Source organism: Actinosynnema sp. CS-041913 (assembly GCF_050942485.1).
In the GTDB taxonomy this organism is placed as follows: Bacteria; Actinomycetota; Actinomycetes; order Mycobacteriales; family Pseudonocardiaceae; genus Actinosynnema.
In genome coordinates this window covers 9,135,440-9,152,909 of sequence record NZ_CP192037.1, presented here as the reverse complement: position 1 = coordinate 9,152,909, position 17,470 = coordinate 9,135,440, and the positions used below count along the sequence as shown (strand labels likewise).

Sequence of the window (17,470 nt, the reverse complement as noted above, 5' to 3'; positions counted from 1 at the left end):
CCACCCTATGACGGCACCAGCGGGAGGACGGCGCGGACCCGCCAGCCGCCGCCGGGGTTCGGCCCGGCCTCCAGCTTGCCGCCCAGCACGCCCGCCCGCTCACGCATCCCGATCAACCCGTTGCCACCCGACACCGCCACCAGGTCGTGCGGCGTCCCGAACCCGTCGTCGGACACCTCCAGCTCGACCCGGTCCTCCCCCTGGGCGACCCGCACCACGGCCGAGGCGCCCGATCCGGCGTGCTTCAACGTGTTCGTCAGCGCCTCCTGCACGATCCGGTAGATCCCCAGCCCCAGCCCGGCGGGCAGCGCACCGAGGTCGCCGGCGGTCTCCAGGCGCACCGGCAGCCCGGCCGCCCGCAGGTTCTCCGCGAGGTCCGCCAGGTCGGCCGCCCCCGGCTGCGGGGCCCACTGCGTCCCCGACTGGTCCTCCGACCGCAGCACGCCCAGCAGCCGGCGCAGCTCGGTCAGCGCCTGCCGCCCGGTGTCGGCGATGGTCCGCATGGCGGCCTCGGCCAGCTCGGGGCTCGACTTGATCGCGTACCCGGCCCCGTCGGCCTGCACGACCATCACGGACACGGCGTGCGCGACCACGTCGTGCAGCTCCCGCGCGATCCGCGACCGCTCCTCGCCCACCGCGATCCGCGCCTGCTGGTCCCGCTCGGTCTCCAGCAGCTTCAGCCGCTGCTCCAGCTCCGAGTGGTACGCCCGCCGCGCGCCGACGAACTCGCCCAGCGCCCAGCTAAACCCGAAGACCACGGCGATGACGAACACCGAGAAGACCGCGTCGACGGACGGCCCGACCCGCCACACCGCCCACGCGAACGTCCCGATCGCCAGCCAGATCGCGTACAGCAGGGCCCGCCGCCGCCCGACGAACGCCACCATCGTGTACAGCGCCACGGCGAGCGCGAAGTCCGCCGGCCGGATCGGGTAGCCGCTGTCCAGGTCGCCGTGCGTGAGGAGCTGGATGATGCCGCCGGCGAGGATCGTGTAGCTGCTGCCCATCGGGTACTTGCGCCGGAACACCACCGGCACGACGAGCAGCAGGCCGACGAAGAAGATCGTGGACGCGGACACCACCTCGGTCGCGGCGGCCGTCGCGACCAGGTCGAACAGGGCGAGGAACCCGGCGATCAGGGAATCCCCGAACGCCGGGTGCGCTCGCATCCACAGGCTCAGCCGCCGCACGTGACCAGGTTAGGCAGCGGTCCGTCCGGCGCGCGTCGCGCCACGGTCTGACCTCGGTCTAGTCCTCCGGACGGATGGCGGCTCAGCGCGTCGTCTTGATCTGCGGCGGGGTCGTCTCGGACGGCTGCACGGGCTCGATGCGCGGCGACTGCGAAGGGACGCCGTGCTCCCGCTCGAACTGCCGGTGGTCCTCGGTCATCTCGTCGGCGAGCTGCTGCTGGAGCTGGCGGTCCCGGATGCGGCCGAGGATCATCATGGTCAGCGCGTGCACCAGGGCCAGCAGCAGGAGCACGATGCCGAGCTTGACGACCACGTTCTTGACCGCGTCACCGGTGTCGACGGAGACGATCGACACGATCGCCAGCAGGCCGAGCACCACGAGGTGGAACAGCACGGTGGCGAGCGCGGTCATGGACCTGGCCGCCTCCGGGTCGCCATACGCCCGGTTCATGTAGGCCCGTCCGCTCCGGTAGATGAGCTGGCCGTCGATCAGCACCAGCACCACGCCGAGCAGCAGGAAAACGGCATAACCCTGTTCCATGACGTGACCTCCCTCTCGGCCCGCGGAATACCCCTCCGCGGCCGTTCGCAAACCGCCGCACACCCTGGCGTGGCACGATCTCCGTCGTGACAGCCCAGGCCCAGCAGCTCGCCGGCCCGCTCTCGGCCGCCGTGGCGAACCTGTGCGCCGGGCTGCGGCAGCAGGTGTCGCCGACCACGGCGGCCGGCCTCGGCGAAGTCCTGCGCCGGCTCTCCGCCCCGCTCCAGGTGGCCGTCGCGGGCCGGATCAAGTCGGGCAAGTCGACCCTCGTCAACGCTTTGATCGGCCGGCGCGTGGCCCCGACGGACGTCGGCGAGTGCACGCGCCTGGTGACGCGGTTCCAGTACGGCACGGTGGACCGGATCGAGGTCGTGTTCACCGACGGCCGCAAGCAGGTGCTGCCGTTCGACGCGGGCGGCAGCATCCCGGCCGACCTCGGCGTCGACATCGAGGAGGTCTCGCACGTCGAGGCCTACCTGACCAACGCCGTGCTGCGGGACCTGACGGTGATCGACACGCCCGGCCTGGGCTCGCTGGACGCGGCGTCGGTCGCCCGCACCGAAGCGCTGCTCGGCGGCGAGCTGGACCCGGTGTCCCGCAACGCGGTCGCGGGCGCGGAGGCCGTCCTCTACGTCGTGACGCAGGGCGTGCGCGGCGACGACCAGCAGGCGCTGGCCGCGTTCACCGCCGCCACCGCGAGCCGCGAAGCCGGTCCGGTGAACGCGATCGCGGTCCTGAACAAGGCCGACACGATCGCCGCCGAGACCGTCGAGGGTGCCGACGGCGACACGTGGCAGGCGGCGGTCCTGCTCGCCGAGCGGCAGGCGCACACGCTCAAGCCGCGGGTCGCGGACGTGCTGCCGGTGATCGGCCTGGTCGCCGAGTCCGTCGAGACCGGCGGCTTCACCTCGGCCGACGCCGACGCCCTGCGCAGGCTCGCCGAGCTGGACGAGGCGACCCGCGAGACGATGCTGATCTCGGCGGACCTGTTCGTCGGCTGGGACTGCGACGTCCCGGTGGGCGTCCGCACCCGGCTGCTGGAGAAGCTCGACCTGTACGGGATCCGCCGCGCGCTCGCCGCGGTGGACGCCGAGCCGGCGATCACGGCGGGCGCGTTGCGGCGCAAGCTGCTCGACGCGTCCGGCCTGGACGGCGTGCGCGGCAAGCTGAACGCCGTCTTCCGGTCCCGCGCGGACGGCATCAAGGCCGCCGCGGCGCTCGCGTCCGTCACCGCGCTGGCCGCCGCCTCCGGTGACCCGAACGAGCGGCAGCGCGTCCACGACGCCATCGAGGTGCTGCTGGCCAAGCCCGAGGCGCACCAGCTACGCCTGCTGGAGGCGTTGACGCTGGTGGCGTCCGGCGCGGTGGCGATGCCCGTGGACCTGGCCGAGGAGGTGCTCCGGTTCGGCACGTCGCCCGACGTGGCCGAGCAGCTCGGCCTGCGCGGCCGGCCGCCGCAGGAGCTGGTCGCCTACGCGCTGGAACGTGCGGGCTGGTGGCGCTCCTTCGCGTCGTTCGGCGCCACGCCCGCGCAGAGCCGGGTGGCGCACGTGGTGCACCGGGCGTACTTCCTGATCTGGCAACAACTCCGGGGGCGGCGATGACAGACGGAACGGAATTCGCGTCGAACACGTCGGAGCCGGACGTGGAGACCATCGCCGGCGAGCTGCTGGACCAGGCTTTGGCGGAGCGGCGCGCCCTGGTGCAGCTCTGCCTGTACGCGCTGGACCGCGCCCGCAGTTCCGGCGTGGTCGAACGGCTCGAAGAGGGCCTGGCCGGCATCGGGGTGACCGCGTGGCGGCCGGACGGCGAGCGGTTCGACCCGTCCGTGCACGAGGCGGGCGGCACGGCGCCGACGGACGACGCGTCGCTGGACGGTGTGGTGGCGGAGACCGAGGTGGTCGGCTTCGTGGACCGCGGCCGGACGCTGCGCGCGCCGATCGTGACCGTGTACACGACGCGATGAGCACCCTCCCGCAGACCGTCCGGCAGACCCGGGAACGGCTGATCACGCTCGTCCGGGGCATCGACCCGCAGGCGGCGTCGTTCGTCGAGACGCGGCGCGGCGGCCCGGCGTCGGTGGTCGTCGTGGGCGAGACCAACCGCGGCAAGAGCTCGCTGGTCAACGCCCTGCTGGCGACGCCGGGCCTGTCGCCCGTGGACGCCGAGGTCGCCACCGCGACCTACCTGGTGTTCCGGCACGGCGCGGACTGGTCGGCCCGCGCCTGCTACGCGGGCTCGATGTCCCCCGTGCCGTTCGACCGCTCGGAGCTGGTCAACTGGGTGTCGGCGGCGCACGAGCTGCCCGAGGGCATGCTGCCGCCCAGGTACGTGGAAGTCGACGCGCCGATTCCCCTGCTGGAGCGGTTGTCCATTGTGGACACACCCGGGGTCGGTGGCCTGGAGTCGGTGCACGGCGAACTCGCGGCCGAGGCGGCGGCGTCCGCGACGGCCCTGCTGTTCGTGGTCGACGCGTCCGCGCCGTTCACCCGCGGCGAGCTGGACTTCCTGGCCACCGTGGGAGAACGCGTCGAGACGGTGGTGTTCGCCCTGACCAAGGTCGACCAGTACCGGGGCTGGCGCACGGTGCTCGAAGCCGACCAGGCCCTGCTGGCCGAACACGCGCCGAGGTTCGCCGGCGCGACGTTCCACCCGGTGTCGTCCCGCATGTTCGAGCTGGCCGCGAAAGCCCCGAACCCGGACGCCGCCGCCATGATCCGCGAGCGGTCCGGCATCGGCGACCTGCAAGGGGCGTTGCAGGAACTGGTCGTCGGCCGGGCGGCGATGCTCGGCGAGGCGAACACGCTGCGCGCCCTGGCGACCGTGCTGGACGAGCTGATCGCGCGCGGCGAGACGGACCAGCGGGCGCTGTCGTCCGGCGAGGAGGAGGCCGAGACGCTGCGCGAGCGGCGCGACGAGCTGAACGCCCAGCGCCGGTCGTCCACCAGGAGCTGGCAGGTGCGGCTGCGCGGCGAGGTGCAGCGGGCCAGGGTCGAGGGCAGCCACGAGGTCAGCCGGCAGATGCGGGACGTGCAGACGTGGTTCCGCTCGGCGATCGACACGGCGTCCCGCGAGCAGTTGGCGGCGCTGCCGCACCAGGTGGACGCGGCGCTGCAGATGGTGTCCGGCCGGATCAGCGGCGGGTTGGCCGGCCGGCTGTCCCGGGTCGCCGACGCGGCGCTGGCGGACCTGTTCTCGGCCGAGGAGCTGGCGGTCATCCGAGGCCAGTTCGCCCGCGGCGCCACCCCGCCGATCGTGCTGCGCCCACCGGACAAGCGAGCGCCGACGGCCGAGGACAAGCTGTTGGTGTTCATGGGCGTCTCGGGCGGCCTGGGCGCCGGACGCCTGGCGGCGATGCCGTTGGCGGGCCTGGGCGTCGCCGCGCTGAACCCCATCGTGCTGCCCGTGACGATCGTGCTGGGTCTCGGCGCGGGCTGGTGGATGGCCCGGACGCGGAAGCACTCGGCGGACAAGCAACACCTCAAGCAGTGGCTGTCGGACGCGATCGCCGATGCGCGGTCCACAGTGGACCAACTGGTGGCCGAGCAGCTCATCGAGGCGGAACAGCAGCTCTCGCTGGCGTTGGACGACGCGCTGGGCAAGCGCGTCGACGCCATCGAGTCGGAGCTGCGCGAGGTCGACAAGGCGCTGCGGATGGAGGCGGGCGAGCGCTCGAAGGCGCTGGGCGCGGTGACCCGCCGGCTGGCCGAGCTGAAAGCGGGACGTGCCAAGGTGGACGAGCTGCTGGGCAGGATCAGGGCACTGCGCGACCGGGTCTGACGGCCTTGACCGGTCAAGTGTAGTCGAGTCCTGACAAAGGGTGACGTGGGTTCCGTAGCGGAACCGAATCGGCATAACGTGAGTCCTAGCGGTACCAGCGCAGGAGGGTGGGATCCGGTGTACATCGACGAGACAGGCGCGACCGACGGCGAGCTGAAGGTCACCGTCGAGGACGAGGAGTACACCGCCGAGGCGACCTACGACCTGAACGACGACGGTGTGGACGAGAGCGCCGTGGTCGAGACCGACGACGGTGGCCACCTGGCGTTCAGCGACACGGACGGCGACGGCGACGCGGACCTGATGACCACGTTCGACAAGGACGGCGAACTGGTCGGCCAGGCGCGGTTCGACGAGGCGTCCGGCGAGTGGATCGCGGTGGACCCGTCGGACTCGCAGCAGGCCAACACCAACGCCGGGCAGTCGATCGTGGTCGACGTCGAGGGCGGGGCGGACCAGAACGTCGGCCCGGCGACCGAGGACACCGACGGCGACGGTCGGGCCGACACGGCGGTCGTGAAGGACGAGCAGGGTGACACCTGGCTGTTCACCGATGCCGATGGTGACGGGAAGGCGGACATCGCCACCGAGATCACCTCGGATGGTGAGGTGACGATGTCCAAGCACACCGGTGATGACGAGTGGACCGAGGTCGAGCACGGTCGGATCGACGAGAACGGCAAGTACGTGCCTGATCCGAAGAACGGCTTGGACAGCGATGAGGCGTGGTCGTCGGGCGAGAAGGTGACGGTGTCGGGCGTGGTGCGCATCGACTCGGTGACCGGCCAGTGGATCAGCCCGAACTGACCGACTCGTTTGTCGACCTCGGGTAGCCCGGTACCGTTGGGTGCCGGAGGTGCACGTGGCTGCCCAGTCTTCGCCGGTCAAGGTGGATCAGGAGACGCACAACCTGATCGCTCATGCGGCCACGGCGCTCCACATGTCCCAGAAGGACCTGCTCGCTGCCGCTGTCCGCGAGTACCTCGGCGCACGCCGCGAAGAGATCAATGCCGCGTTGCGCCGCACGATGCAGGTGCTCGACGGCACTGAAGCCAGTCAGGTCGCCGCCTTGACCGGCTTGTCCCGCGAGCGTCTGGACGAACTCGGCGGGGTCCGCGAACCCTGATGACCATCCGTCCCACGCTGCGATGCCTCCGAGAAGACCTGGGCTTCCACGCATGCCTGAGGGCTACACCGTGCTCCTGACGGCGTTCAGCGCGATCCACAGGGCTGTCCACACCTGTGGAAAACTCGAACAGGCGTTCGATACAGGTCGGATCGGACGCGTGTGGGCTACCCACGCACGGCCGCGACAAACGCCCGCCAAGCACGCCCGGCGAACGAACAGCGCGGCCCGTCGGCGTTCTTGGAGTCCCGTACCCCCACGGTGTCGGGGAAGAACCGCACCTCGACACAGGCGTCACTACTCGCTGCACTGCGGCTGCTCTTGAACCATCCGGTGTCGCGCTTCACGAGCCCACCCGACCCACGAAGGTCGCCCAAGCACGAGCAGTGAAGGAGAACCGAGGTCCGTCCGGGTTCTTGGAGTCCCGCACTCCCACGGTGGCGTCGGTGAACCGCACCTCAACGCAAGCGTTGCTGCCACCGGAACTGCGGGTGCTCTTGAGCCACCCGGTGTCGCGGTTCATCGCTAGCCCTCCCTGATCCGGTCGACCAGCAGCGCGCGAGTGTCCTCGCGGCTCAACGCCAACTCTTCCAGTCGCTTGAAGAGTCGCTGCATCGGCTCGATGTCTTCCGCATGATCGTAGAAGGTTGCGGGGCCGTACAGAACCGGCGCAAAGGTCACCGGAGTGGCTTGTGGGAAGTCCAGCACCACCAGCCCTCCGCCGAGTGCCGGATTGTCGACGGCTGCGTTGGGCACGATCCGGATGCTCAAGCTCCGATGACGTTCGGCCAGTTGGAGCAGGTGCAACACCTGCCCGCGCATCACCGACGGCCCACCGATGACGTGGTCCAAGGTGTCTTCGGTGAACACCACGCTGATGTCCTTGGGGTCACTGGCTTCCAGCACCCGACGCTGGTGCTCCTGCCGATAGGCGATGCGCTCGCTGGTCTCCTCCTCCGAGTCGTCCCAGTAGATCGAGTTCGACAGAGCCATGATCGCCCGGACGTAATCGGGCGACTGGACCAGGCCGGGCACCACCCCGCACTCGTACCAGTTGATCTCGCGCGCGGCGGCCTGGAGTTCGCTCAACCGCTGGAACGGCTCGGGCAGGTTGTCGACGTAAGCCCGTCGAGGAGCGCGTCTCCGAGCCGCCGCGCCCAAGGCCAGGATGGTCTCCCGCTCCGGACCGCGCACACCGTAGAAATCGAGCAACTTGAGCAGCTCGTCCGGTCCCAGGCCGCCCTTGCCGTTCTCCACCTGGCTGAGCCGCCCGCCGGACCGACCGATCGCCTCGGCTGCCTCGCCTTGTGACTTGTTCGCCCGGGACCGGAGCCGGGTGAGGGCCAGACCGAGTTGGAGACGCTCGATAGTCGGCCTGGCAGTGCCCATAGATCGCTCCACTCCATCGGGTTATGGCTCAAAGTCTTACTGCACTCTAAACTTTGAGACATAACTCCACGTGTTCGACCACATACAACCAGGTAAGGAGTCCGTGATGTCCAACGAGGTGTCCGAGCGCCGTGAGTGGCTGCTCCGCTGCGCCACCGAACGCGGCAACCCGGCCGTCTGCTCGATCGAAGTCTCCCGCGGCGTGATCGAGATCTTCGGCCCGGAAGAGCGGTTCGCGTTCGGGCTCGACACGGAGCTGATCGCCGACTTCCGCACCTCCCTCGACGACGCGATCGCCCGAGCCGAAGCGGACGCCGCCCTCGCCTGAACCCACCGCCCTGTGCGACCCTTTGTAACAAGGGGTTGATACAAAGGGGGTGCGGCCGTGTTGCTCTACGGACTGCTCGGCCTGGCGATCCTGCTGGTCCTCTGGCCCACCCGCGCCGGCGGCAACCGGTTCCTCCGCCGCTGGGGCGTCGCCGATCCCACCGAAGAGCAAGCGCTCCACGCCGTCCGCTACCTCCGGAACCGGCGCCTGCTCTACCCGCCGCTGTTCCTCCTCGTCCCCACCGCCACGTCCGCCGCGGCCGACCTGTTCCGCCTGCCCGCACCGCAACCCAGCCCGCTCCACCACCTGACCCCGATCATCGTCGCCCTCCTCCTCGCCGAGGCGATCGCCGCCTTACGACCGGTGCGCGGCCCTCGGATCGCGATGTTGACCTGCCGGCACTGGCGTGACCTGGCACCGCGCTGGGCGATGGGTCTCCTGCTGACCTTCGCCGCCGTCGCGATCCTGCTCACGACCGCCGGTCTGCTCGCCCAGCCGTGGGCGCGTCGGTCGGTGGACGTCTCCGCGAGCATCGCCCCGTGGTTCCGGGCCGAAGTCGTGCAGCCGCTCGGGATACTCGTGATCATCGGGGTCACCGTCGGCATGGCGGCGGTGCTCGGTGTCGTGCGGCCGGCGGTGCGGCGTGGGTCGGTCGCCGATCCGGAGGTCGACGCGGCACTGCGCACGCGCAGCGCGCGGGTGGCCCTGGGCATCGGGATCGCGTGGCTGGGTTGGATGGTGATCCTCGCCAACAACCGCCTCTCCGCGCTGCACGGCCTCCGCCACTCGACCCAGCAGCCCGCGCCGTTCTGGCTGGACTTCGTCCCGGCGCTCGGTCTGCTCGGCGTGATCGCGCTGCTGGTCTCGGCGGCCGGCTGGATCTGGGTGGCGAACCCGTCCACCCCGCGAGCAGGCGCCCGGTGACGCTGATCGCCGTCGACCCGGACAGCGGGGTCGCTCCGTGGCGGCAGGTCCGGGACCAGCTCGTCCACCTGATCCGGACCGGCGGGCTGCCGGTCGGGACGCCGCTGCCGTCGATCCGCCAGTTGGCCCGCGACCTCGGGCTGTCCGCCGGGACGGTCGCCCGGGTCTACCGCGAACTCGAAACCGCCGGCCTCCTGCACACCGCCCGCCGGCGCGGCACGGTGGTGGCCGCCCCTCCCGTTGATCCAAGTCCCGCAACGGATGCGCTCGCTGCCGCCGCCGCCCGGTACGCGGCCGAGGTCCGGGCATTGGGCGTCGATCCGGACACCGCCGTGCAGGCCGTCCGTGCCGCCTGCACACCCCGCTAAACCCGGACATTTCCCGCGCAATTCTTGCGTCACACCGTGAGAGCGCTCTCACACCGTTACCGTATTGCAACCGAGCCGTGTGGTGGTCGCCGCACCCCGCGGCTCTTGCATTCCGCCAACTAAAGCGCAGGTCACAGCCGGGTTTGTGATGATCGGGTGCTGAATCGATTCCAGAATCGGTTTTGTGAGGGAGCCGACAGGTTAGATGGGCGTTACCGAGGATTAACCCGGCTAACCTCCGTCTATCCCTTAACCGGCACGCCCTCCTCCGGGGCGGGCGGAGCCATTCCCGAGGACGTCCCACCCGGACAACGGCGTCCACCGTGGGCTGGCGCTCAGCTAGGAGACGAGACGAGATGACGGCAGTGACCATTCCCGGTCTCGACCAGGCACCGACCAACCACGCGCGGCTGCTCTCCTGGGTGCGCGAGGTGGCCGAGCTGACCTGCCCCGACGAGGTCGTCTGGGCCGACGGTTCCCAGGACGAATGGAACCGTCTCACGGCCAAACTGGTGGACGCCGGCACCTTCGTCCCGCTGAAGAAGAAACCCAACTCCTTCTGGGCGGCCTCGGATCCCACCGACGTGGCGCGGGTGGAGGAGCGCACGTTCATCTGTTCCGTGGACGAGGCCGACTGCGGCCCCACGAACAACTGGATGGACCCCGCCGAGATGAAGGCGATCATGACCGAGCTGTACCGGGGCTCGATGCGTGGTCGCACGATGTACGTGATCCCGTTCTGCATGGGCCCGCTGGACGCCGAGAAGCCGATGCTGGGCGTGGAGATCACCGACTCCGAGTACGTCGTCGTCTCGATGCACATCATGACCCGCATGGGCACGAAGGCCCTCAACCGATTCGGCGAGGACGCCGAGTTCGTCCAGGCGCTGCACTCGATCGGCGCGCCGCTGGAGCCGGGCCAGGCGGACGTTCCGTGGCCCTGCAACGAAACCAAGTACATCACGCAGTTCCCCGAGGAGCGGACGATCTGGTCGTTCGGCTCCGGCTACGGCGGGAACGCGTTGCTGGGCAAGAAGTGCTACTCGCTGCGCATCGCCTCGGTGATGGCGCGCGACGAGGGTTGGCTGGCCGAGCACATGCTGATCCTCAAGCTCACCTCGCCGGAGAACAAGAAGTACTACATCGCCGCCGCGTTCCCGAGCGCCTGCGGCAAGACCAACCTCGCCATGCTGGAGCCGACCATCCCCGGCTGGAAGGTCGAGACCCTCGGCGACGACATCGCGTGGATGCGCTTCGGCGAGGACGGCCGCCTCTACGCCGTCAACCCGGAGAACGGCTTCTTCGGCGTCGCGCCCGGCACGGACTACCACACCAACCCGAACGCCATGCGCACCATCGAGAAGGGCAACTCGCTCTTCACCAACGTGGCGCTGACCGACGACGGCGACGTGTGGTGGGAGGGCATGGGCGAGCCGCCCGCGCACCTCACCTCGTGGAAGAAGCAGGACTGGACGCCGGACAGCGAGGAGCTGTCCTCGCACCCGAACTCGCGCTACTGCACGCCGATCGCCCAGTGCGACATCAAGGCCCCCGAGTGGGAGGACCCGAACGGCGTGCCGATCTCGGCGATCTTCTTCGGCGGCCGGCGGGCCACCACGATCCCGCTGATCACCGAGTCGCGCGACTGGCAGCACGGCGTGTTCATGGGCGCCACGCTGTCCAGCGAGACGACCGCCGCGGCCGTCGGCAAGACCGGCGTCGTGCGCCGCGACCCGATGGCGATGCTGCCGTTCATCGGCTACCACGCCGGTGACTACTTCCAGCACTGGATCGACACCGGCAAGTCGGCCGACGCGGACAAGCTGCCGAAGATCTTCTACGTCAACTGGTTCCGCCGGGGCGAGGACAAGCGCTTCCTGTGGCCCGGGTTCGGCGAGAACTCGCGCGTGCTGAAGTGGGCCATCGAGCGCATCGAGGGCAAGGCCGCCGCGCGGGAGACGCCGATCGGCCACGTGCCGACCGCCGACGAGCTGGACCTGAGCGGGCTGGACGCGCCGCGGGCCGACATCGACGCGGCGCTGGACTTCGACGCCGACGAGTGGCGCGCCGAGATCCCGATGATCGAGGAGTGGTTCGCCAAGATCGGCGACAAGGTGCCGACCTCGCTGCGGGACGAGCTGGAATTGCTGAAGCAGCGCCTGGGCTGAGTTCGGCCGCTGGGCCGGATCGAGGACTTCCCCGCGCGAGACCCGGTGGACAACGGCGTCCACCGGGTCTCTTTTTGATCACCCTCGGTGACTTCTCCACGGGCCGCAGGTACCAAGGAGAGGTGACCCAGCAGGACGATTTCCTCGGCGGCCTGCACTACGACAGCCCTCGCGACGGACCGGTCGGGCCGCGGACCGGGATCGTGCGGTACTACCCGGTCGAGCCTGCCCCGACCCGGCGCGTCTCGCCGTGGTGGCACGTGCTCGGCATCCTCGTGGGCGCGCTCGGCATCGTCGTCGCGGCCTTCGCGTGGGGCTACGGGCTCGACCAGCTCGACCACGTCCGGGTGCGCGGGCTGGTGGCGTTGGGACTCGCGGGACTCGTGGTGGGTCTGATGACATTGGGACGGCTGTCCCCAGCCGCTCCACTGACCGCCGGGCCGGTGTCACTGGCCGGCGCGGTGGCGCACGAACTGGCCGCACTCCCGGTCTTGCCGGTGCTCAGGCCCGTGTTGGACAGCGGTGTGCCGGTCGCGGTGGGCGTGCTGCTGGTCGTGCTGGCGTGCCGGTGGCGGTAGTTGTCCACAGGTTGTGGATGAAGCTGTGCACAGGCTGTGGACTTCACCGGGCGGGCACCGACGCTTAACGCACCGGCCTCACGCCGGCAGGTTTTTCGTCCCCAAACCCCACAGCCTGCCGGTGAACGGGCGGGTCGCCTCGGCGTAGCAGACGACCGTCGTGAAGCCCTCGGACCAGGCTTGGCTGCCGAACGACCGCCACGAGGCGAACACGTCCGGCCGCTCGGCCCCCACGTACCCGGCGACGGCCGTCGCGCAGTGGTCGCCGGCCTGGGCGTTGACCTGCTCCTGGGACGGCGTCGGAGCACCCGGCTCACTCAGCTCCAGCACGCCCGGCACGGCCTCGGCCAGGTGCGGCCCGTCACACGCGGTGATCTTCGGGTCGGCGTCCTTGGCCGGCGAGCCCTGCGCGCAGAGTTGGACCTGGGCGAACCCGGCGGCTTTCAGCAGGCCCTCGACCTTGCCGGTGCGCTTGCGCGGCGAGCCGTCCGGCGCGAACTCGACGGCCGTGCACAGCCACCAGCGGTCGCCCTTCGCCCACCCGTCCCGGCTCGGCCACAGCACGCGGGCCTGGAGCCGGGTCGCGTCGTGGTCCGCGCTGCCGAGGTAGCCGGCCATCGCCTCGCGGCACGCGGGGATCGCCTGGCGGCGGAGGTCCCGGTCACCCGGGAGGTCCGCGCCCAACCCGGTGAACCCGCCGACCCTGACCACCTCGGCGTCGTGCGGTTGGGCGCAGTCCACCGCGGTGAGCGAACCGTCCGTGCACTGCCCGGCTACTGGCAGCTCCGGCACGCCCGGCGTGATCGAGGGCCGCACGACTCCCGCGTCCGGCACGCCCGCGACCTGCGCCGTGCAGCCCGTGACCCAGACGAGCGACAGTCCGAGCACCCCGACCACCGCCCGCCTGTGCCGCACGGCCGTCAGACTACTGCGACCAACGCGACCACCTGGTCCGCGATCTGCCGTCGTTCGGCCTCGAACACCGGGTCGGTCAACGCGGTCGGGGACGCGGGCTGGCCGAGCACCGGCGTGTGGAGGTGCCCGCCGAGGGTGGTGGTCGCGGCGAGCCCGAGCCGGACCCGATTCGCCCGGTACATCGACTCGTTGGACAGGTAGTCGCCACCTCCGCCGACGGCCGCGACGGCACCCGGCGTCGGCTCGTCGGTCCGGCAGTCGGGCGCTCCGACACCCGGCGTGGAGCCGATGGGCCACTCGCAGAACCACGGGTTGAAGTTCACCGGATAGGGCGACGTGCCGGCGTCGATCATCTTCTGCGCGGGCAACGTCGTCTCGATGAACTCGTGCGCGGGCTGCGGCCACCCGGCGGCGTCCGGCACCGTTCCCTTCGCGGCGACGTCGTTGTTGTCCGGCACCCCGCCCCGCCACCGGGCCGCCCACCGCTCGACGTCGAACTGCCCCGGCCGCCCCTGGCTGATCGTCACGAACGCGTCCGGCCTGGCCCCACCGGTGATCGCGCCGCCGTAGAACCGCTCGACCACGCCTTCGTCGAACGCGCCCCACAACACCGGCAGCACGGCCGCCTCGACCACCACCGGTCCCTGCGGCGTGTCGAGCACCTTGCCGTCCAACTGCAACGCCGCGGCGCCGGCCGGGTTGGACCGCCGCACGGACGTGCCATCGAGCTGGAACGGGTCGAACCCCGTGACGGCGACCCGCCGCACCCCGGACCGGAACCGGAGGTCCTCCACCCCGCGCGCGGCGACGTCGACCCGGCGCACCAGGTTCGCGCGCTCGGCGGCGGTCAGCGGGTACCCCCTGGGCTGCCACTGCCGGACCGCCTTGGTGAGCTGCAACCGCGCCCAGTACAGGGGCCGATCATCGAACGAGTCCCACGCCCGAGGCCGTTGCGCCCGCTCGACGGCGGCCCGCCACAGCTCCCGCCCGGCGTGGGCGACGGCCGACTCGGCCTGCTCCTTGGGCAACGTCCCGCACAGCCGCGTCGCGAACCGCCGCACGTCGTCCTCGAACCCGCCGAGCCGCACCAACTCGGGCCCGACCGCGGGCTGGTCCGGAGCCAGCACGTCGTCCAGCCGCTGTTCCTCGACGGTCAGCGGTGCGGCGGCGTCGAAGCACGGCCCGACCCGGGCGGCGGCCACTCCGGGCAGCCCGACCAGGGCCACCCCGACCACCAGGGGAATCACTGTGCGCAGTCGTCTGATCACGGCACAGATCCTTTCGGAACCGGCCCGCACCCGAAACCCGCCAACCGGCCTACCCCGCCACGACGATGCCGGCCAGCCGTAGAGGTGGGGAATTGTTCAACAATCCTGCAATACTTCGTTTGACTTGTAGGGCACTAGACTTCCCCGACATGAGCGTTGAGGCGGACGGCTGGCTCCGGGCACTGGCGAAGGAGCGCGGGGACATCGACCGCTCCAGCACCGCCGAGCGGATCGCGGACAAGCTCCGCACCAACGTCCTGGACGGCGACATCAAGCCCGGCCAGCAGCTCAACGAGAAGGCCCTCGGCGACGTGCTCCGGGTCTCCCGCAACACGCTGCGCGAGGCGTTCCGCCTGCTCACCCACGAACGCCTGCTGGTGCACGAGTACAGCAAGGGCGTCTTCGTCCGGAAGCCCGACTGGCACGACATCGAGGACCTGTACGGGGCCCGCCGGGTCGTCGAAGGCGGTGCGGTCCGCTACTGGCCGCGGGCCGACGAGAAGGCCAAGAACGCGGTCCGGGACGCCGTGGCGCTCGGCCTGACGAGTGCCGAGAAGAGCGACTGGGTCACCGTCGGCACCGCGAACGTCAAGTTCCACCAGGCCATCACCGCGCTCGCGGGCAGCCGGCGGCTCAACGAGGAGATGCAGCGCCTGCTCGCCGAGGTCCGGCTCGCCTTCCACGTGATGGGCGACCCCGAGCGCTTCCACAAGGACTACCTGCCGCTCAACCGCGAGATCCTCGGCCACCTGGAACGGGGCGCGGTCCGGGAGGCCGAGGACAGTCTGGCCGACTACTTCGACCGCGCCGAGAAGCACTTGGTGACGGGCCTGCGCGGGGAGTGAAAGTTGGTCACGATTCCACTACGCAACCGGGAGGCAATCCACCCGACCTCGTGACGGCCGTCCCTCCACAGGCCTAGCATCGCGCGACACCCAGTCACCAGGGCCGCACGGAGGGCGCACATGCCTCGACCATCCAGCCTGCGCTGGCGCAACTGGAACCTGTTGCTGCTGGTTCCGCTGCTCATGCTCGTCACGCCGTGGTTCAACTCCGATGAGCCGAGGCTGTTCGGGCTGCCGTTCTTCTACTGGTACCAGTTCGCCTGGGTTCCGGTCGGCGTCGTGTGCGTCGGCCTCGTCTACGTCAAGACCAGGGACGAGCCCGTCGTCAAGGGCAAGCCCGACCTGCTGAGCGTGGACGACCTGGACGAGGGGGCGAAGTAGATGCGGTGGACCGAGCTGGTCGTCTTCAGCACGCTGTTCCTGCTGGTCACGGTGCTGGGCTTCGTCGCGGCCCGCTGGCGGGCGGGCACCACGCTCGACCACCTCGACGAGTGGGGGCTGGGAGGCCGCAAGTTCGGCTCGTGGGTCACCTGGTTCCTGGTCGGCGGCGACCTCTACACGGCGTACACGTTCGTCGCGGTGCCCGCGCTCGTGTTCGGCGCCGGCGCGACCGGCTTCTTCGCCTTGCCGTACACGGTGATCCTCTACCCGATCGTCTTCCTGCCGCTGGTGCGGATGTGGTCGGTGTCCCGCGTGCACGGCTACGTCACGCCGGCCGACTTCGTGCGCGGCCGGTACGGCTCGCACTGGCTGGCGCTGCTCATCGCGATCACCGGCATCGTCGCGACCATGCCGTACATCGCGTTGCAGCTCGTCGGCCTGGAAGCCGTGCTGCGCACCATGGGCCTCAACGGCTCCGGCGTGCTCGGCCACCTGCCGCTGCTGATCGCGTTCGTGATCCTCGCGCTCTACACGTACCAGTCGGGGCTGCGCGCGCCGGCGCTGATCGCGTTCGTCAAGGACATCCTGATCTACGTGGTGATTCTGGTCGCCGTGGTCTACCTGCCCGCCAAGTTCGGCGGCTGGGGCGCGATCTTCGACAGCGCGCAGGCGAAGTACGACGCCTCCCCGTCGAAGACCGACGGGATCCTGTTGAACGCCAACAACCAGCTCCAGTACGCGACGCTCGCGCTGGGCTCCGCGCTGGCGCTGTTCCTCTACCCGCACTCGCTGACCGGCATCCTCGCCTCGCGCGGTCGCAACGTGATCAAGCGCAACATGGTCGCGCTGCCCGCCTACTCGCTGCTGCTCGGCCTGCTGGCGATGCTGGGCTTCGTGGCGATCAGCGCGGGGGCCAAGCCGATCACCAACCAGGCCACCGGCCGCCCCGACAGCAACACCGTCATCCCGGTGCTGTTCGGCCAGGAGTTCCCGTCCTGGTTCGCCGGCGTCGCGTTCGCCGCGATCGGCATCGGCGCGCTGGTGCCGGCCGCGATCATGTCCATCGCGGCGGCGAACCTGTGGACCCGCAACATCTACAAGGAGTACCTGAAGAAGGGCGCCACGCCGAAGCAGGAGGCCAAGCAGGCCAAGATCGCCTCGCTGGTGGTGAAGTTCGGCGCGGTCGCGTTCATCGTGTTCATCGACCCGCAGTTCTCCATCGACCTCCAGCTCATCGGCGGCGTGATGATCCTCCAGACGTTGCCCGCCGTCGCGATCGCCTTGTACACCAGGTGGTTCCACGTGTACGGCCTGGTGGCCGGGTGGATCGCCGGCATGGGCTGGGGCATGTACCTGCTGTACAACATCAGCACGCCGGACGTCCGGGACGAGGCCACCGGCCGGATCGTCACGGCGGGCCGGCCGCACTTCGCCGGTTCCGCGCTGGCGCTGGACAAGCTGTCGCTGTTCGGCTGGCACCCGTTCGCGGGGTCCACCGTGCAGGTGTACGTCGGCGTGGTCGCCGTCGTGGCGAACCTGGTGGTGGCGGTGATCGTCACGCTGGTCGCCAAGCAGTTGCGCGTGTTCAACGGCACCGACGAGACCAACGCCGACGACTACCACGTGGACGAGGACAGCAACCGGCTGAAGCCGGTCGCCGCGCACTAGC

The 17,470-nt window shown here is 70.3% G+C and carries 20 protein-coding genes; 13 read left to right on the top strand and 7 right to left on the bottom strand.

All coding sequences use genetic code 11. The features are described 5' to 3' along the window. Positions 1–5 precede the first annotated feature (5 nt). Positions 6–1,190 carry a sensor histidine kinase gene (locus tag ACQPZF_RS41580; RefSeq protein ID WP_433266705.1) on the bottom strand — a complete coding sequence of 395 codons (1,185 nt, stop codon included), beginning with the start codon at positions 1,188–1,190 and terminating at the stop codon, positions 6–8. An 82-nt stretch (positions 1,191–1,272) separates the two neighbouring features. Then, a complete protein-coding gene (locus ACQPZF_RS41575; RefSeq protein WP_433266703.1) occupies positions 1,273–1,731 on the bottom strand; it encodes a hypothetical protein in 459 nt (152 codons plus the stop codon). Between the two features lie 86 nt (positions 1,732–1,817). Here ACQPZF_RS41575 and ACQPZF_RS41570 point away from each other — a divergent pair, with 86 nt between their 5' ends. From ACQPZF_RS41570 to ACQPZF_RS41550, 5 genes are all read left to right on the top strand, one after another. Continuing rightward, the gene (locus tag ACQPZF_RS41570) at positions 1,818–3,335 is read left to right on the top strand and encodes a dynamin family protein (RefSeq protein ID WP_433266701.1); all 1,518 of its coding nucleotides are present in this window, start codon (positions 1,818–1,820) and stop codon (positions 3,333–3,335) included. After that, entirely contained in the window at positions 3,308–3,697 is a 390-nt protein-coding gene (gene grpE / locus ACQPZF_RS41565) for a nucleotide exchange factor GrpE (protein ID WP_433274960.1), read from the top strand. The genes ACQPZF_RS41570 and grpE overlap by 28 nt, the downstream gene beginning before the upstream one ends. Next, entirely contained in the window at positions 3,694–5,511 is a 1,818-nt protein-coding gene (locus ACQPZF_RS41560; protein WP_433266699.1) for a dynamin family protein, read from the top strand. Before grpE ends, ACQPZF_RS41560 begins: the two co-directional genes overlap by 4 nt. 117 nt (positions 5,512–5,628) lie before the next feature. Further along, positions 5,629–6,318: a hypothetical protein gene (locus ACQPZF_RS41555; RefSeq protein WP_433266697.1), complete on the top strand. Its 690-nt coding sequence runs from the start codon at positions 5,629–5,631 to the stop codon at positions 6,316–6,318. A 55-nt stretch (positions 6,319–6,373) separates the two neighbouring features. Next, a complete protein-coding gene (locus ACQPZF_RS41550; protein ID WP_433266696.1) occupies positions 6,374–6,637 on the top strand; it encodes a hypothetical protein in 264 nt (87 codons plus the stop codon). 167 nt (positions 6,638–6,804) lie between these two features. On the opposite strand, the gene ACQPZF_RS41545 is transcribed toward ACQPZF_RS41550, so the two are convergent. From ACQPZF_RS41545 to ACQPZF_RS41535, 3 genes are read right to left on the bottom strand one after another with little or no spacing between them, the layout of a single operon-like run. Next, complete coding sequence (locus ACQPZF_RS41545) at positions 6,805–6,984, bottom strand: DUF397 domain-containing protein (protein ID WP_433266694.1); 180 nt, start codon at positions 6,982–6,984, stop codon at positions 6,805–6,807. Further along, positions 6,981–7,160 carry a DUF397 domain-containing protein gene (locus ACQPZF_RS41540; protein ID WP_433266692.1) on the bottom strand — a complete coding sequence of 60 codons (180 nt, stop codon included), beginning with the start codon at positions 7,158–7,160 and terminating at the stop codon, positions 6,981–6,983. Before ACQPZF_RS41540 ends, ACQPZF_RS41545 begins: the two co-directional genes overlap by 4 nt. 2 nt (positions 7,161–7,162) lie before the next feature. Beyond that, positions 7,163–8,026 (bottom strand): helix-turn-helix domain-containing protein, encoded by an 864-nt coding sequence (locus ACQPZF_RS41535; protein WP_433266690.1) that lies wholly within the window; start codon positions 8,024–8,026, stop codon positions 7,163–7,165. Positions 8,027–8,132: 106 nt separating this feature from the next. Here ACQPZF_RS41535 and ACQPZF_RS41530 point away from each other — a divergent pair, with 106 nt between their 5' ends. The 5 genes from ACQPZF_RS41530 (at position 8,133) to ACQPZF_RS41510 (ending at position 12,392) form a co-directional block, all read left to right on the top strand. Next, on the top strand, positions 8,133–8,354 hold the full coding sequence (locus tag ACQPZF_RS41530; protein WP_433266688.1) for a hypothetical protein: 222 nt from the start codon (positions 8,133–8,135) through the stop codon (positions 8,352–8,354). 57 nt (positions 8,355–8,411) lie between these two features. After that, positions 8,412–9,278 (top strand): hypothetical protein, encoded by an 867-nt coding sequence (locus ACQPZF_RS41525; RefSeq protein WP_433266686.1) that lies wholly within the window; start codon positions 8,412–8,414, stop codon positions 9,276–9,278. Continuing rightward, a complete protein-coding gene (locus ACQPZF_RS41520; RefSeq protein WP_433266685.1) occupies positions 9,275–9,646 on the top strand; it encodes a GntR family transcriptional regulator in 372 nt (123 codons plus the stop codon). Before ACQPZF_RS41525 ends, ACQPZF_RS41520 begins: the two co-directional genes overlap by 4 nt. A 356-nt stretch (positions 9,647–10,002) precedes the next feature. Then, positions 10,003–11,814, top strand: a complete 1,812-nt coding sequence (locus tag ACQPZF_RS41515; protein ID WP_433266683.1) for a phosphoenolpyruvate carboxykinase (GTP) — start codon at positions 10,003–10,005, stop codon at positions 11,812–11,814. 122 nt (positions 11,815–11,936) lie between these two features. Beyond that, entirely contained in the window at positions 11,937–12,392 is a 456-nt protein-coding gene (locus ACQPZF_RS41510; RefSeq protein ID WP_433266681.1) for a hypothetical protein, read from the top strand. A gap of 78 nt (positions 12,393–12,470) precedes the next feature. Here ACQPZF_RS41510 and ACQPZF_RS41505 read toward each other — a convergent pair whose 3' ends face one another. Continuing rightward, positions 12,471–13,307, bottom strand: coding sequence for a septum formation family protein (locus ACQPZF_RS41505; protein WP_433266679.1), 837 nt, complete (start codon positions 13,305–13,307; stop codon positions 12,471–12,473). Between the two features lie 5 nt (positions 13,308–13,312). After that, positions 13,313–14,575 carry a hypothetical protein gene (locus ACQPZF_RS41500; RefSeq protein WP_433266677.1) on the bottom strand — a complete coding sequence of 421 codons (1,263 nt, stop codon included), beginning with the start codon at positions 14,573–14,575 and terminating at the stop codon, positions 13,313–13,315. Positions 14,576–14,724: 149 nt separating this feature from the next. On the opposite strand from ACQPZF_RS41500, the gene ACQPZF_RS41495 reads away from it, so the two are divergent. The 3 genes from ACQPZF_RS41495 (at position 14,725) to mctP (ending at position 17,469) form a co-directional block, all read left to right on the top strand. After that, entirely contained in the window at positions 14,725–15,420 is a 696-nt protein-coding gene (locus ACQPZF_RS41495; protein ID WP_433266675.1) for a GntR family transcriptional regulator, read from the top strand. 120 nt (positions 15,421–15,540) lie between these two features. Next, positions 15,541–15,801: a DUF3311 domain-containing protein gene (locus ACQPZF_RS41490; protein WP_433266673.1), complete on the top strand. Its 261-nt coding sequence runs from the start codon at positions 15,541–15,543 to the stop codon at positions 15,799–15,801. Beyond that, entirely contained in the window at positions 15,802–17,469 is a 1,668-nt protein-coding gene (gene mctP, locus ACQPZF_RS41485) for a monocarboxylate uptake permease MctP (RefSeq protein WP_433266671.1), read from the top strand. Position 17,470: the final 1 nt, after the last annotated feature.